The organism is Staphylococcus caeli (genome assembly GCF_051413795.1).
GTDB classification, from domain to species: Bacteria; Bacillota; Bacilli; order Staphylococcales; family Staphylococcaceae; genus Staphylococcus; species Staphylococcus caeli_A.
Window position 1 is genome coordinate 32,381 of the sequence record NZ_JBOIRQ010000012.1, and the last position, 15,429, is coordinate 47,809.

The 15,429-nt window shown below is 32.2% G+C and carries 17 protein-coding genes; 7 read left to right on the forward strand and 10 right to left on the reverse strand.

Translation table 11 applies throughout. From position 1 onward, the window contains the following. Window positions 1–7: 7 nt before the first annotated feature. Both guaC and rpsN read right to left on the reverse strand, forming a co-directional pair. Complete coding sequence (gene guaC, locus ACSULM_RS07660; protein WP_436861856.1) at window positions 8–985, reverse strand: GMP reductase; 978 nt, start codon at window positions 983–985, stop codon at window positions 8–10. 191 nt (window positions 986–1,176) lie between these two features. Further along, window positions 1,177–1,446 carry a 30S ribosomal protein S14 gene (gene rpsN, locus ACSULM_RS07665; protein ID WP_436861858.1) on the reverse strand — a complete coding sequence of 90 codons (270 nt, stop codon included), beginning with the start codon at window positions 1,444–1,446 and terminating at the stop codon, window positions 1,177–1,179. 207 nt (window positions 1,447–1,653) lie between these two features. On the opposite strand from rpsN, the gene rpmG reads away from it, so the two are divergent. Then, the gene (gene rpmG, locus ACSULM_RS07670; protein ID WP_017724369.1) at window positions 1,654–1,803 is read left to right on the forward strand and encodes a 50S ribosomal protein L33; all 150 of its coding nucleotides are present in this window, start codon (window positions 1,654–1,656) and stop codon (window positions 1,801–1,803) included. A gap of 272 nt (window positions 1,804–2,075) precedes the next feature. Beyond that, window positions 2,076–2,471: a YxeA family protein gene (locus ACSULM_RS07675; protein ID WP_436861860.1), complete on the forward strand. Its 396-nt coding sequence runs from the start codon at window positions 2,076–2,078 to the stop codon at window positions 2,469–2,471. A 108-nt stretch (window positions 2,472–2,579) separates the two neighbouring features. On the opposite strand, the gene ACSULM_RS07680 is transcribed toward ACSULM_RS07675, so the two are convergent. Further along, entirely contained in the window at window positions 2,580–4,067 is a 1,488-nt protein-coding gene (locus ACSULM_RS07680; protein WP_436861862.1) for a catalase, read from the reverse strand. 224 nt (window positions 4,068–4,291) lie between these two features. Here ACSULM_RS07680 and ACSULM_RS07685 point away from each other — a divergent pair, with 224 nt between their 5' ends. Then, the gene (locus ACSULM_RS07685) at window positions 4,292–5,737 is read left to right on the forward strand and encodes an amino acid permease (protein ID WP_436861864.1); all 1,446 of its coding nucleotides are present in this window, start codon (window positions 4,292–4,294) and stop codon (window positions 5,735–5,737) included. 200 nt (window positions 5,738–5,937) lie between these two features. Continuing rightward, on the forward strand, window positions 5,938–6,252 hold the full coding sequence (locus ACSULM_RS07690) for a hypothetical protein (RefSeq protein ID WP_436853768.1): 315 nt from the start codon (window positions 5,938–5,940) through the stop codon (window positions 6,250–6,252). Window positions 6,253–6,305: 53 nt separating this feature from the next. Here ACSULM_RS07690 and ACSULM_RS07695 read toward each other — a convergent pair whose 3' ends face one another. Genes ACSULM_RS07695 through ACSULM_RS07710 form a run of 4 tightly spaced genes read right to left on the reverse strand, consistent with a single transcriptional unit; the run spans window position 6,306 to window position 10,426 of the window. Beyond that, a complete protein-coding gene (locus ACSULM_RS07695; RefSeq protein ID WP_436861866.1) occupies window positions 6,306–7,112 on the reverse strand; it encodes a Cof-type HAD-IIB family hydrolase in 807 nt (268 codons plus the stop codon). Between the two features lie 44 nt (window positions 7,113–7,156). Further along, a complete protein-coding gene (gene thrB, locus ACSULM_RS07700; RefSeq protein ID WP_436861867.1) occupies window positions 7,157–8,077 on the reverse strand; it encodes a homoserine kinase in 921 nt (306 codons plus the stop codon). A 1-nt stretch (window position 8,078) separates the two neighbouring features. After that, entirely contained in the window at window positions 8,079–9,140 is a 1,062-nt protein-coding gene (gene thrC, locus ACSULM_RS07705; RefSeq protein ID WP_436861868.1) for a threonine synthase, read from the reverse strand. Window positions 9,141–9,145: 5 nt separating this feature from the next. Further along, the gene (locus ACSULM_RS07710; RefSeq protein ID WP_436861870.1) at window positions 9,146–10,426 is read right to left on the reverse strand and encodes a homoserine dehydrogenase; all 1,281 of its coding nucleotides are present in this window, start codon (window positions 10,424–10,426) and stop codon (window positions 9,146–9,148) included. Between the two features lie 190 nt (window positions 10,427–10,616). On the opposite strand from ACSULM_RS07710, the gene ACSULM_RS07715 reads away from it, so the two are divergent. Then, a complete protein-coding gene (locus ACSULM_RS07715) occupies window positions 10,617–11,987 on the forward strand; it encodes an aspartate kinase (RefSeq protein ID WP_436861872.1) in 1,371 nt (456 codons plus the stop codon). 155 nt (window positions 11,988–12,142) lie between these two features. Here ACSULM_RS07715 and ACSULM_RS07720 read toward each other — a convergent pair whose 3' ends face one another. Continuing rightward, complete coding sequence (locus tag ACSULM_RS07720; RefSeq protein WP_436861873.1) at window positions 12,143–12,736, reverse strand: hypothetical protein; 594 nt, start codon at window positions 12,734–12,736, stop codon at window positions 12,143–12,145. A gap of 111 nt (window positions 12,737–12,847) precedes the next feature. Then, window positions 12,848–13,303 carry a hypothetical protein gene (locus ACSULM_RS07725; protein ID WP_436861874.1) on the reverse strand — a complete coding sequence of 152 codons (456 nt, stop codon included), beginning with the start codon at window positions 13,301–13,303 and terminating at the stop codon, window positions 12,848–12,850. Window positions 13,304–13,571: 268 nt separating this feature from the next. On the opposite strand from ACSULM_RS07725, the gene ACSULM_RS07730 reads away from it, so the two are divergent. Beyond that, window positions 13,572–14,435 carry a hypothetical protein gene (locus tag ACSULM_RS07730; RefSeq protein WP_436861876.1) on the forward strand — a complete coding sequence of 288 codons (864 nt, stop codon included), beginning with the start codon at window positions 13,572–13,574 and terminating at the stop codon, window positions 14,433–14,435. Between the two features lie 71 nt (window positions 14,436–14,506). Here the strand turns inward: ACSULM_RS07730 and nucI are convergent, their stop codons facing one another. Then, window positions 14,507–15,037 (reverse strand): thermonuclease NucI, encoded by a 531-nt coding sequence (gene nucI / locus ACSULM_RS07735; protein WP_436861878.1) that lies wholly within the window; start codon window positions 15,035–15,037, stop codon window positions 14,507–14,509. 170 nt (window positions 15,038–15,207) lie between these two features. Between nucI and ACSULM_RS07740 the strand changes: the two genes are divergently transcribed. After that, window positions 15,208–15,399 (forward strand): hypothetical protein, encoded by a 192-nt coding sequence (locus tag ACSULM_RS07740; RefSeq protein ID WP_069995823.1) that lies wholly within the window; start codon window positions 15,208–15,210, stop codon window positions 15,397–15,399. The last annotated feature ends 30 nt before the right edge of the window (window positions 15,400–15,429 follow it).

Below are 15,429 nucleotides of genomic sequence, written 5' to 3' on the forward strand. Positions count from 1 at the left end.
CTAAAATTTAGTCTCTATCACCATTAAAAATTGAATTTCTAACAATAACATAATCCACTTTTCTTAATGAATTTAAATCTTTGCCACCTGCATATGAAATTGAACTTTGTAGATCCTGTTGCATCTCAATTAATGTATTAAATAAAGAACCTTTGTGTTCAACAAACATTTTTTTACCTTCTACATTCTTATGTTCACCCTTTTGGAACTCTGATGCACTACCGAAATACTCTTTATACATTTTGCCATCTAATTCAACAGTTTCACCTGGTGATTCTTCATGTGCAGCAAATAATGATCCAACCATAACCATTGATGCGCCAAAGCGAATAGATTTTGCTATGTCTCCATGAGTTCTAATACCACCATCAGCAATGATTGGTTTACGTGCCGCTTTACTACAGTGATTTAATGCAGATAACTGCCATCCACCCGTACCGAATCCAGTTTTAATTTTAGTAATACAAACTCTACCCGGACCAATACCTACTTTAGTTGCATCAGCTCCAGCATTTTCTAATTCGCGAACACCTTCAGGCGTACCTACATTACCAGCAATTACAAAGACTTCTGGAATGTGTTGTTTGATATGTTTAATCATATTGATAACAGAATCAGAATGACCATGTGCAATATCAATCGTAATATACTCAGGAATTACATTTTCAGCTGCTAATTTTTCAACAAAATCAAATTCACGGTCTTTCACACCTACAGAAATAGAAGCAAACAAACCTTTATCTTGCATTTTTTTAGTAAATGGAATTCGGCCTTCTTCATCAAATCTATGCATAATATAGAAATAATCATTTTCCGCAAACCACTCAGCTAATGTTTCGTTCATAACAGTTTGCATATTCGCTGGAACAACTGGTAATTTAAAGCTTCTTGGTCCAAATTCAACAGTTGTATCACACTCAGAACGACTATTTACAATACATTTATTCGGTATAAGTTGGATATCTTCGTAATCAAAAATTTTCATTATTTAACAAACCCCTAACATTTTTAATAAAACATTTATATAATGGTAAGATTTTCATTATAAATATGATAATTACTGTAGAAATAATCAATTGATTCGCTATAATTCCCGAACAATAATATTTATATTATCTTAACCAATAGATAATATACATTGTTTTAAACTAAATGTAAATGGACTTGAGTCTGAAATTACCAACTTGATTTTTTAACACCTGGAATTTGCCCTTTGTGTGCATATTCCCGTAATGCAATTCGTGACATTCCAAACTTGCGATATACACCTCTTGGTCGTCCTGTGACCTTACAGCGACGGGTTAACCTAGTTGGCGATGAATCTCTAGGTAACTTTCTTAACGCTTCGTAATCTCCCTTTGCTTTTAATTCTTGACGCAATTCAAAATATTTTGCTACCATGCGTTCTCTTTTTTGTTCTTTTGCTATTTTAGATTTTTTAGCCATTATAATTCTCTCCTTACTTTTAAATCGTAATAATTACGTTTTATATCATAACATAAATACTTCTCAGTTCAACTCTTATTTTTATATACAGTAATTTTTTCATTTTAAATAGAAAATTAAATACCTTTAAAATTTGATTGAAAAGCTCAAATCTATGTGCTAAAATTATAAAACGTAATCATTACTGTTAAGAAAGAGGTGTGCAATTTGCGCGTAAATATTACATTAGCATGTACAGAATGTGGCGATCGTAATTATATTTCTACGAAAAACAAAAGAAATAATCCTGAACGTATTGAACTTAAAAAGTTCTGTCCAAGATTAAATAAATATACATTACATCGCGAAACAAAATAATATAATGCAAATCTTATCTTTTAAATACGACAAATTTAGAAATTAATGAATAGCATTGTTTTTTAGACCAGTACAATTAAGTACTGGTCTCTTTTTATGTACTTATATTAAATACTTTAAAAATATTCACCTATATAATTTTATCTACCTACAAAGCTCTTCTCATTATCGTCAAAGTGAAATTCATCTTACATGACATGACATTTCTGTTCGTTGTTTTATTAATTATTATCCCTATATAATATATGCAACAACTAAAGGAGATGAACAAAATGAAAAAAGTCTTTTTATTATTAACTGGTTTCTGTTTTATAATTTTATTGTCTTTAATAGCCTTATCAGTGTTAGCGTTTTCCAAATCCAATAGTGAAAGCGAAATATCGCAAATCATCGATCAGTATAATCCACTAGTAAAAAAACAACACTCGTACCTCATCACTAAACAAAACCCGGATCAATTATTAGAACATGGCAGAGTAAGCTATACTCAAAATGCTGTTGATGAACAAGGAAATGTAACTCAACTAACATTTACAGCAATTGAAAAGTTAAAACCAAATCGCTATTTGAAAGTGACACACAAAAAAGATTATGTTAAAACATATGAAGAAGTTAATGAAAAAGAAGTCCCTACTAAAGCTTTAAAAGAATTATATAAAATGAAATGACACTAATTAAGCGACCCTATATATACCCAAAAAAGCCAACGAAACTAATTGTTTTCGCTGGCTTTTTGCATTAAACATATATCACTTTTTTAAATTTGAATTATCGAATTAATCTTTAATTTCTAAGTCAACGTCATTAATATCAATGCCTAGTGCTTTAGCTACACCTTTACCATATTCACTATCTGCTTTGTAACAATGACGAATATGACGATGTTGTACTTCTAATGTTGTTCCTTGCATTTCATTCGCTGTGTTCTGGAAGATACGTTCTTGTTGTTCTTTAGACTGTAATCTAAATAAACGACCTGGTTGTTCGAAGTAGTTGTCATCATCTTGACGATAATCATATTCATAAGCTTCTCCTTCAACTTTTAGACCAGGTTTTTTAAATTCTGGTTGATCCTCAAATGCGCCGTTACTATTTGGATAATAATGTGTGCTACCACCTTGATTATTGTCTAGAATTCTCATTTGACCGTCTCTACTAAACGGACAAATATTTTCAACACCTACACCTTTAGGTTGGTTGACTGGAATTTGCCAATGGTTAACGCCTAATCTATAACGTTGTGCATCACCATATGAGAAGATACGTCCTTGTAACATTTTATCTGGTGAGAAATCAATACCAGGAACTATGTTTGTTGGAGCGAATGCCGCTTGCTCTACATCTTGGAAGTAGTTATCTGGGTTACGGTTAAGTTCCCACTCACCAACTTCGATTAATGGATAGTCCCCTTTATACCAAACTTTAGTTAAATCAAATGGATTATCTTTATGATTTCTTGCTTGTTCTTCTGTCATAACTTGGATGTACATTTTCCATTTTGGATAATCTTTATTTTCAATTGCTTCGAATAGATCACGTTGCGACGATTCTCTATCTTCTGCAATAACTTTTGCCGCTTCATCAGGCTGTAAATTTTCAATACCTTGTTGAGTTCTGTGATGGAATTTTACCCAAACTCGTTCGCCTTTATCGTTATACATTGAATACGTATGTGAACCAAAACCATGCATATTTCTAAAACCTTTTGGAATACCACGATCAGACATCAAAATAGTAACTTGATGCAATGCCTCTGGTAATGATGTCCAAAAGTCCCAGTTATTTTGTGCACTACGCATATTTGTTCTTGGATCACGTTTAACTGCGTGGTTTAAGCTTGCAAATAATTTAGGGTCTCTAAAGAAGAAAACAGGCGTATTGTTACCTACTAAATCCCAATTTCCTTCATCTGTATAAAATTTTAATGCGAAACCACGGATGTCACGTTCTGCATCTGCAGCACCACGTTCACCTGCTACTGTTGAAAAACGCGCAAACATTTCAGTTTGTTTACCAACTTCAGAAAAAATACTAGCTGATGTATATTGTGTAATGTCATTAGTTACTGTGAAAGTACCAAATGCACCAGATCCTTTAGCATGCATACGGCGTTCTGGTATAACTTCTCTATCAAAGTGAGCCATTTGCTCTAAAAAGTACCAATCTTGCATTAATAGTGGGCCTCTAGGACCTGCAGTCATACTATTCTCTCTATCTGAAACAGGCGCACCAAATAGGCTTGTTAATTTTTTATTATTACTCATTATATTTCCCCCTAACATGGTCTAAATAATAATTATTATTATCTAACACTTATTTTAATGTATAGTTATTACAAAAGCAACTTATGACTTATTAATTTCATAGACAATTTTCGAAATATTTAAACATTTTGTGTCAATTGCTCAATAAAAGCATTGATTGTGCTATATAAAAGCATTAGAATGGAGTGTATATAAATTTTTAATCAATTACAGGAGACTTTATTATGGCACAAAATAATATGAATCGTGGTCTTAACTCTCGTCATATTTCAATGATTGCAATTGGTGGCGCAATTGGTACAGGCCTATTTGTTGCAACAGGAAATGTGATTTCACAAGCAGGACCTGGTGGTGCTATACTCGCCTATTTAATTATAGGAATAATGTTATATTTCTTAATGTCATCCATTGGCGAATTAGCAACATTCTATCCAGTTTCAGGTTCTTTTAGTTCTTATTCTACACGTTTTGTAGATAAATCTTTAGGTTTTACTATGGGATGGTTATATTGGGCAATTTGGTTACTAGTAACAAGTGTTGATATCATCATTGCTTCAAGCGTACTTTACTATTGGGATGCTTTTCAATTTTTCAGTCCAGTAACATGGAGTATTATTTTTTTAGTTATACTATTTTTACTTAACATCTTTTCCGTCAAAGCCTTTGGAGAAACGGAATTTTGGTTATCACTGATTAAAGTTATCACTATTATCGCTTTCATCGTTATAGGCATATTGACTATTGCTGGTATTCTCGGTGGCAAAACATATGGTTTAACAAACTATACAACAGGTGAAGCTCCGTTTGTAGGCGGTATTTCTGGATTCCTAGCTGTATTACTAGTAGCTGGGTTCTCAGTTGGTGGCACAGAAGTAGTTGCGGTTACAGCAGGTGAATCATCTAACCCTGACAAATCAATGCCAAAAGCAATTAAGCAAGTTTTTTGGAGAATATTGTTATTTTACGTGTTATCTATTGCCGTAATTTCAGCTATTATTCCATATACAGATCCAATGTTATTAAATAAGGATGAATCTGTTTCACAAAGTCCTTTCACAATTGTATTTGACCGTGTTGGTATTGCTTTTGCAGCTTCAGTTATCAATGCAGTCATACTGACTTCACTGTTATCTGCTGCAAATTCCGGTATTTATACAACGAGTCGTATGCTATTTTCAATGGCTGAAGATAAACAAGCACCAAGATTCTTAGCGAAGTTAAACAAAGCAACTAGATTGCCGATAGTTGCACTTATAGCAACTTTTGTAATCGTCTTAAGTATTATTGTATTAGCTCAATTTAAATCAGATATTGTGTTTACGTTACTTAACATTATTGGATCACTTATTATTGTGATTTGGGGAGCGAGTATATTAGCTCAAATAAGACTTCGCTTAGCAATCAAAAAGCAAAATAAAGATCCGAATCTTGTATTACCATACAAAGCACCATTTTATCCACTAGGTCCGATTATTGTTATTGTGGCACTATTATTCTTATTTGTCGGTAATTCACTAGGATCGATAATGTCTGGTGATTTTGCAGCATTATTTAGAAACTTAGCGCCTATGTTTATCTTATTAATTATTTATTTAACACATAAATGGATTAAGAAAACAAAAATAGTTAAACTTGAAGAAATAGATTTAAAACGACATGATTTTAATTAACTATTAGCATTGAAGCAGTTTGATTTTGAAAACTGTTTCAATGCTTTTTTCTTAGTGAAAAATCAACAACAAATTCTAAATTTAATATCTATAGCCTTATAGTTTCAAAATTATATATAACTTCAGTCACTAATATTTTCAGGTCGAAAGAAATATAGTATAATACACATAAATAATGAACTTACCTAGAGGTGGAAATTATGATTGGACAAACGAATTTATTCGATGACATTTTAGAAACAGAAGAACGTTTCGTTATTGTTGTACAATCACTTGAAGATCGTAACCAACGCTTAATCAAACGTACTTTACGGGAATATAGTAGTTTAGATCATGCTCAAATGGAACGCTTATTTGATCATCTCAAGGATTTATTTTTAGAAGAAGCATTTGAAGAGAATCAATCGGCTTTTTCCATCACTGTTTATACAAATCTAGATTATGCAGCTGACAATGTTTATGCACATGTGAAAAGACATCGTGGCAAAAATGAGTGGACACATACTGCTAAATAACTTTTATGCAAAATAGGTTCAGACATCGTTAATGTCTGAACCTTTTTTAGATACTATTTTAATATTTGTTTAAGTGTGTGTGGAATCCCATTGTCACTATTACTTAAAGTAACTTCATCTGCAACAGCTTTCACTTTATCGTTTGCATTCCCCATGGCAACTGCATGTCCAACTACATTTAACATTGAAATATCATTTGAACTGTCACCAAAGGCAATAACTTCCGACAATTGAATATCTAGTTGTTCACATAGTGCTGTAACAGCATTTCCTTTTGAAACGCCTTTTGCCATAAATTCTAAGAAATAGGGTTTACTTGTTGTCACATCAACCGTTTCATTAAAATGACCACCTAGCTCTGTCTGTAATTTAGATATTGTTGGCACATAATCAACACCCATTACTTTTGGTACATCATTTTGAATATAGGCTTTCATATCACCAACACGCTTCATCGGTAATCCCGTTAGTTCTGATTCAATATTCATGTATTCATGGTCACCTTCAAATATGATTTGACCTTCATGATAAGTTAATACAAATAATTGATGTTCTCTACAAAAATCGACTATAGCATCAAAATCTGTTTTAGTGATACCACGACTCTTTTCCACTATTTCAGTGGCAACATTAACAGTTTTCCCACCATTATAGCTAATGACATAACTTTGGAAACCGTCTAATTTTAATAACTTAGCTGTCGGTAACATACCTTCTGTAGGTCTACCTGAAGCCAATACTACTCTGTAGCCTTTTTCTTGTACTTCTAATAAATAGGATTCTGTTTCTGGACTCATCTGATTCACTTCATTCATCAATGTATCATCCATATCCATTACAATCATTTTATACTTACTCATGCAGTCCTTCTCCCTTCAACATCTTCACTTTATATTACAACAAATTAAAGAGATTCGTACAACACTTTTGTTGAAACACCGCTTTCGTTAATTGTTACTAGTTCAGAACGGCAATGTTTAAATTCTGATTTTAAAGTACGTACCAATTCACCACTTCGTTCAGGCGCAATCATAGTAAGTACAGCCGGACCTGCACCACTAATTACTGTTGCATAAGCTGCATAGTCTTTAGCAATGCGTTTAATTTCCTTGAATTCTGGAATTAAATGTTGTCTGTAAGGTTCATGGAATCCGTCTTGCTCCATCATTTTACCCGCTAGTTGATAGTTATGTTGAATTAAAGCACTAATCATTGTGTTACTAATCGCGCTATTTTGTACAGCTTTTGTATGTGAAAATGTATCAGGTAACGCTTGTCTAGCATCACTCGTTTTTAGTTTATAAGGTGGCACTGTAATAATGATATCTACTTTAGGTGTATCAATATATGAAATATCTGTTACTTTCGTTTCAGGATTATAATATCCTAATACCAAACCACCATAAATTGTCGGTGCAACATTGTCTGGATGTCCTTCAAATTCAGTCGCAAGTTGCAGTAATTCATATTTCGACAATTCAATATCACCAAAATAATTCGCGATATATAATGCGCCAACCAGGGCAGATGCTGAAGATCCTAAACCGCGTGCCAATGGAATTTCGCTCCGCATTTCTATTTTTAAATTTGGCAAATTTACATCATGTTTTTGCGCAACCATTTGAGCAATTTGAAAAATATAATGGCTTTCATCCGTTGGTAAGCCATCAACATTGGGCCCAATATGGTGAAATGACCACTTGTTGTCTTCATTTATTGTGACCGTCAAATATAAATATTTATTCAAAGCCATACCAATAGAATCAAAACCGACACCTAAATTTGCAGTAGATGCCGGTATTTTTAAAAATAAACCTTCTTTCATGCTATAGAGCCCCTTTGATGTAATCCAAAATACTTTGTCTATCATTTGGCAATGGTTTAATTGGATTATCTAATAATGAAATAGCCGTGTCAGGATCTTTGAGTCCATTTCCTGTTAACACAGAAACAACTTTTTTACCTTGAGGTAATTTACCTGCACGATGTAATTTAATTAGTCCTGCAATGGAGGCATTACTAGCTGGTTCACTAAAGATACCTTCTTTACGTGCCATTAATTGATAAGCTTCTAAAATTTCATCGTCTGTCACACTATCGATATACCCGTTGGATTCTTCAAGTGCACGTGTAGCTTTATCCCAACTTGCAGGATTACCTATTCTAATCGCTGTAGCAACTGTTTCAGGTTGCGCTACAACTTTATTTTGAACGATAGGCGATGCACCTTCAGCTTGAAACCCATACATATTCGGCAACTGAGTATCATTTTTTTCATGATATTCTTTAAAGCCTTTCCAGTATGCTGAAATATTACCAGCATTTCCCACTGGAATAGATAAAATATCTGGGGCAGCACCACCTAATTGCTCGATAACTTCGAAAGCACCTGTTTTTTGTCCCTCAATACGGTAAGGATTAACAGAATTGACCAATGCAATTTCTCCATTTTTTGCCACTTCTTGAACAATTTCCAATGCTTCATCAAAGTTTCCTTCGATTGAAACAATTTCTGCACCATACATTACTGCTTGAGATAATTTACCTAGGGCAATTTTCCCTTCTGGAATAACTACAATTGCTTTCAAACCAGCACGCGCTGCATATGCAGCAGCAGACGCTGATGTATTACCTGTTGAAGCGCAAATCACTATTTTCTTTCCTTCTTCTTTGGCTTTCGCCATCGCCATGACCATACCTCTATCTTTAAATGAACCTGTAGGATTTGCACCTTCATATTTCACATGTAATTCGATGCCAAGCATTTTAGACATAGCTTCACAATAAATTAACGGCGTATGCCCTTCGTTCAATGATAATGATGGTGTTGCTTCATTTACTGGTAAATATGACTTGAATTCTTCTACTAAACCTTGCCAATTTTTCATAATAATTAAACCCCTTCAACTGGATAAATTTTCTTAACGATATATCCTGCTTCTGTAATTGCTGATTCAGGATCTTCATCAATACCAATAATTACGATACCGGCAGTATGTGCATCTCGTTCAGTAATATTTAACGATTTATGGAATGGTAAGTTACCTTTTAATGCAGTTTCAACTTTATTAGCATCTTGTCCATCCGTTTGCACAACAAAATAGTAACTTGCTTTATCTTTTAATGAAACCGTATCAGCATCTTCCATTATTGCTTTGGTCTTCTCAGTTTTTAATTCAAAATGTGGTGGCAGTGTGTGTAAATTTGATTCAAAATGTAACGTTACATTTAATAAGTCACTAACAACTGCACTGCCCGTTGCTAAACTTCCCGCACCCTTACCATAAAACATCGTTTCACCTACTGCATCACCGATTACATAAATAGCATTAAATTCGTCTTCTACTGCAGCAAGTTGATGTGATTTATGTATTAAAGTTGGGGCAACCGACGCTTGTACTTGACCGTTCTCATAAGTACCTTTACCGATTAATTTAATCTTATAGCCTAATTTATCTGCAACCTGTATGTCTGAAGGTTCTACATCACTTATGCCATGTCTATCTACATCATTTAAATTAATCACTTGGTTAAATGATAAATAGGAAGTAATAACAACTTTCCTCGCAGCATCGATACCTTCTACATCATCAGTAGGATCTGCTTCTGCAAACCCTAAGGCTTTAGCTTCGTCTAATGCATCTTCAAATGATGACGATTCTCTCGTCATTTTACTTAGAATAAAGTTAGATGTTCCGTTTAGAATACCCATAAATTTGCTTATATTATTCGCGTTCAAACCATTGTTAATTGCATTAACAATTGGAATTCCACCTGCAACACTTGCTTCGTATTTAAGCGCAACATCATTTTTTTGCGCTAAATCCTCTAAGACGTTTAAATGTACTGCCAATAAATCTTTATTAGCTGTTACAACATGTTTCTTTTGACTCAATGCACGTTTCAACCAATCTACTGTTGGTTCAATACCACCCATTACTTCAACGATGATATCAATACTCTCGTCATTTAAAATTTCATCGATATCTTCAGTTAAATGATAATTCGACACATTTATTGAGCGTTTTCTTGATTTATCTCTGACTAAAATGTGTCGAATATTAATATCTTTATTCATTGTTTCTTTAATCTGTGCTCGATTTTCTTCTATAATTTTGACTACACCAGACCCTACAGTTCCTAAACCGAGTAAAGCGACGTTTAATTCTTTCATGTTTTCATTCCTCCGATTGTTCTTCTTAAAAATACAATTGTACAGTTGAAAAATACTTGAATATGGTATAGTATAAGTTCATTCATTCTTTTTGTAAAGTTCGAAACTACTAATCTTATATCTATCCTATCACTCCAGTGATAAAAACTAAACAAAATTTTCTGATTTTTTAGAAAGGTTGGTATCTACTATGAAAGTTGCCAAATTTGGAGGTAGTTCTGTATCAAATGCAGAACAAATTAAAAAAGTACTCAATATTGTAAATTCGGACGATAACAGAAAGATAATTATCGTATCTGCACCCGGAAAAAGACATGCGGAAGACGTAAAAACAACAGATTTACTCATTCGTTTATATGAAAAAGTAATTCAAGATTTAGACTATGCTTCTAAAAAACAAGAAATTATCCAACGATATGCCGATATTATTGAATCATTACATATGCACGATGGATTATTAGCCAAGATTGACCAAACATTAGAAAATTATATTTCTACTTTAAAAGACAAGCCTAATCGTTTATTAGACGCATTATTATCATGTGGCGAAAATTTTAATGCTCAATTAATTGCTGAATATAATAATAGTCAAGGCATACCTACCCGTTACATTTCACCAGGAGATGCAGGTATTCAAGTTACAGACTTACCTCAAAATGCACAAATTTTAGATCAATCTTATGAAGCATTATATAAATTGAGAGACTACAAAGAAAAATTGATTATCCCTGGATTCTTTGGTGTCTCAAGACAAAATTATATCGTCACTTTTCCTCGAGGGGGATCAGATATTACTGGTGCGATAGTCGCACGTGGTGTAAGAGCTGATTTATACGAAAATTTCACTGATGTATCTGGCATTTTTAGAGCGAATCCAACTATTGTTAAAAATCCTGAAGTGATTGATGAAATTACATATCGAGAAATGCGTGAATTATCATACGCAGGATTTGGTGTTTTCCACGATGAAGCACTACAACCACTTCACAAAGACAGAATTCCTGTTGTCATTAAGAATACAAATAAACCAAACGATACTGGTACATTTATTCGTCATGATAGAGAAATCAATTCCAATAATATTATTAGTGGGATTAGCTGTGATAAAGGGTTTACTGTATTAAATATCAAAAAATATTTAATGAATAGACAAGTTGGTTTCACTAGAAAAATTCTTGCTATTTTAGAAGATTATAATATTTCTTTCGATCATATGCCTTCTGGAATTGATAACATAAGCATTATCATGAGATCTAAAGAAATACAGAATAAAGAAGAACAAGTGTTGAGTGATATACGTTCAAAATGTGACGTGGATGAATTGAGTGTGGAGCATGATTTGGCAATATTAATGATTGTAGGCGAAGGTATGCACCGAATAATTGGTACAGCCAATACGATTACACATGCATTAGCTGAGTCTAAGATTAATTTAAAGATGATGAACCAAGGTGCGTCCGAAATATCTATCATGTTTGGTATAGATGTTGCAGATGCTGATAAAGCAGTTAAGTCTACTTATGAATATTGTTATAATGGCAAGTGTTTAAAATTCCAATAGTAATTCAATATAATCAAGAAAAGTAATATATTCGTTAATCTTCAAAATAAATTCAACTAGTTTTGATATACTTTGAAACGAGCTTTAACACAAAGTAAAAATCCTTCAAATTCATTGTTGTTATTCTTACAAACAGTTCAATGATTTGAAGGATTTTATATTGCTTTTTTCTCTGAAATAAGTGCCTGATTAATTCTTTCATCACCCACAACTAGTCTTAAAATAACAAATTGATAGTAACTTAATGAATCGATAACACTTCTATAATTAGGTAATTGATGATAATCAATTGGATCTAAAAGTTCATACATTAACACAATTTCTGGCTTGATATAATCAACATTCCATTTTATCGAATGAAAATAAATATTTTTTTCTGGTAATCTAATATTATGATTCCATCTAAACATCCATTCTTCATTCTTCACATCATAAACAATGATAGTCATAATTAATTTTTCATCATCAAAAATTTCTGCATGTGTAATCTTAGAAAAATCTAACTCATCATATTGAGATGAAGCCCGTTCAGTGTCATGTAAAATGATTTGATGCACGCTAGGAATATATTTTAATACTTCACCTAAGAACTTTCTTTCAACACTAATATCGACTTTACCATTTAAATTGAACTCATCTTTCAAAAATAATTGCTTAGCAACTTCACCATTAAATTTAATTAAGTTAGGTACTTTTTCATTTAATGTCTTTACAATATTCTTCACATTATCAATACTTTTATTATTCAAATAAGCACCTCCTAGATAAAGTAAGCGTTTCCAATAATTCATATTATATAATTTGTAGGTGCTTTTTTCAATGCATTAATTATAAAAATGTGAAACAAAACACAAAATATGTTAAAAACAACCAATTTCATTATAATTGTGTTGTAATTCTGATGATATTATTTCTGGCCTATTCATTAAAAGTATTTGTTCAGCACGTTCATTTAATGTAAGCTGCATATCAGCTATCGTTTGATTGTCTTGAAATAATTTGTCTTCAGTCATGTGAGATGCCGTAGCAAAATAGTATTGAATTTGATATTTAGCAAAAGTTTGTGTCACATCAGGCCCTATAATATTATGATTCGCACTATCAACAACCCCGTTAGGAATAATAATATTAAAATCCGTGTTTTTTGAAACATATCTAATAATATCGGTTGAATAGCTAATTACAGATATTTTGATTTTCAATTTATATAAATCATCAATTACTCTATAAGCAAAAGGATGATTATCAAATGCGATTGTATCATCCCAATGAATTGTATTTATAATTTGTTTAAAGTAAGATCTTATAGCGCTCAAATTGGACTGCCACCTTCTCGTATCTTTTATTTTACATACCATTATTATATCCGTAACTCCTACTAAGTTAAACCAATATAAATCTACATACCCTTTATATGTTTTTCCAAATTATTTATGGGTAAAAAATACATGTTACCAATAATCATTCTTTATTATATATATTCACATATTCTAAAGAATCTCGATTTATATAATTTGTACAAAGTTAAATAAAGTCGTAGAATAAGATATAAATAAAACTTTAATAAGATTAGGATGATAATCAATGTTTTTCCCACTCATATTAATAATCATAATAATTCTTTTAGTAGTTATAATGATTATCAATCATCGCGTAATGCAACATAAATTGGAGACTGAAACCTACGCTAAAGATCAATTAGTTACAAAAATCAGCACAATTACGCGCGAAAACACGTATTTAAAGAATCAAATGTTAGACATGCATTCGAGCAATGATACGCATCATCATGGCTTAAGAAAGGCCAAACATGACTTAAATAGTATCTTAACTCAATATAAAAATGAAGGTCATATACAAAATTTCGAAATCATTGCTACAAGTAATCTTGCGGTGAAGCACCCTCTTTTCGAATATGCTAGAACTTTTGATTATATAGCCATCACTGATAAAGGGATTTTTAATATTAATGTTAAAAATTGGAAGCAAAAAACGTTTTATCACTTTACTGCTAACGATACGGAATCAGATAGTAATGTTAGTAGCGATTCGCTTAATCAAACGATTGGACGCTACATTGTAAATCAATTTCATAGCCAATTTCAATCTACACGTTCAACGACTTATACCTTTATTGAACGAATTAAGAATAATTCAGTGACTTATGATTTTTATAATCATGATCCATTTGAGCAGTCATCTACCAATACACAAGCTTTAGAAGCCAAAATTCATGAAAAATTAAATCAGCACATTAAAAATGTAGGGCTTGTTTATTTCACAGATGGTAGTGTGAATATTATTGATGGACCGGCGACAAGAAGTAAATATGTTGAAACTGTTTCTTCAAAATCATCATTGCAACAAATTATTGGAGAAACTATTGAATCAACAGATAAATGTTTAACTGATGCGCAATATGAACAACTCGTTGCACGCTTTAATTAAACAAACGAACAAATTATATAAGCAAAAAAGGAATCCGCTAATATTACGGATTCCTTTTTTATGTTCACCTTTTAACTCCAAATATTAAGATGCTTATTTTTAGCATTTTGTTCTGCTTGCTTAAAAGCTTCTCTATATTTGCCATTTGGTGAAAAATATTTTTCTTTTGCCAAACCATTTTTTACTAATTGTTCATTAAACATCGTCTTATCATCAATCCACACATAAGCTAGTGTCCTACCATATCTATCTTCTTTTTCTTTATCATATTCTAAATATACATCTTTATTGGTAAGGTGTTTTTTGGAATAATCTGAAGCTTCTTTTCCATATGGTTGCACTGGTGTATTAGGTTTCACCGTTTCAGGAGTATCTACACCTATTAGCCTTACTTTAAGTTGTTCATTTTGCGTATTTTTAGCAACCAATGTATCACCATCTACGACTCGTTCGACATGTACCTTTTCAGTATCATCTGGTCCAGACGAAGTATCTGTAGTACTATTTTGAAAAGGACCACTATGATTGATATATTGAAATGCTAATACGCCTAATACAACAATGATGACGACGATGCTAGTCATCGTTTTCTTTGATTGCACAGTTGCACCTACTTCATTTTATTGTCCAAATCATCATATAGAAGATTAATGTTACCGTCAAGACAACATTATACACATTGCTTTACTAAAACATAAAAACCTTCTCTTTGTATCTATTTATTTAAAGAATTAAGTCATGATATAATATGAAATGGATAGGAGTGAACAATTTGAGTACTTTCAAAGAAAACATGGTTACAATTATTGCTGTCATCATCGCGATTATCATAGGACTGACATTACAATATCAATTCGATTTACCACTAATAGTTTCTGCCGTAGTAGCAATTTTCTTAGGGCTTTTCATCGGATTTATTGTATTTATTATTCAAACGATAATCACAAAAAATAAGCGTAAATAATATATTGAATCTAAAAAACTTCTCACCGAT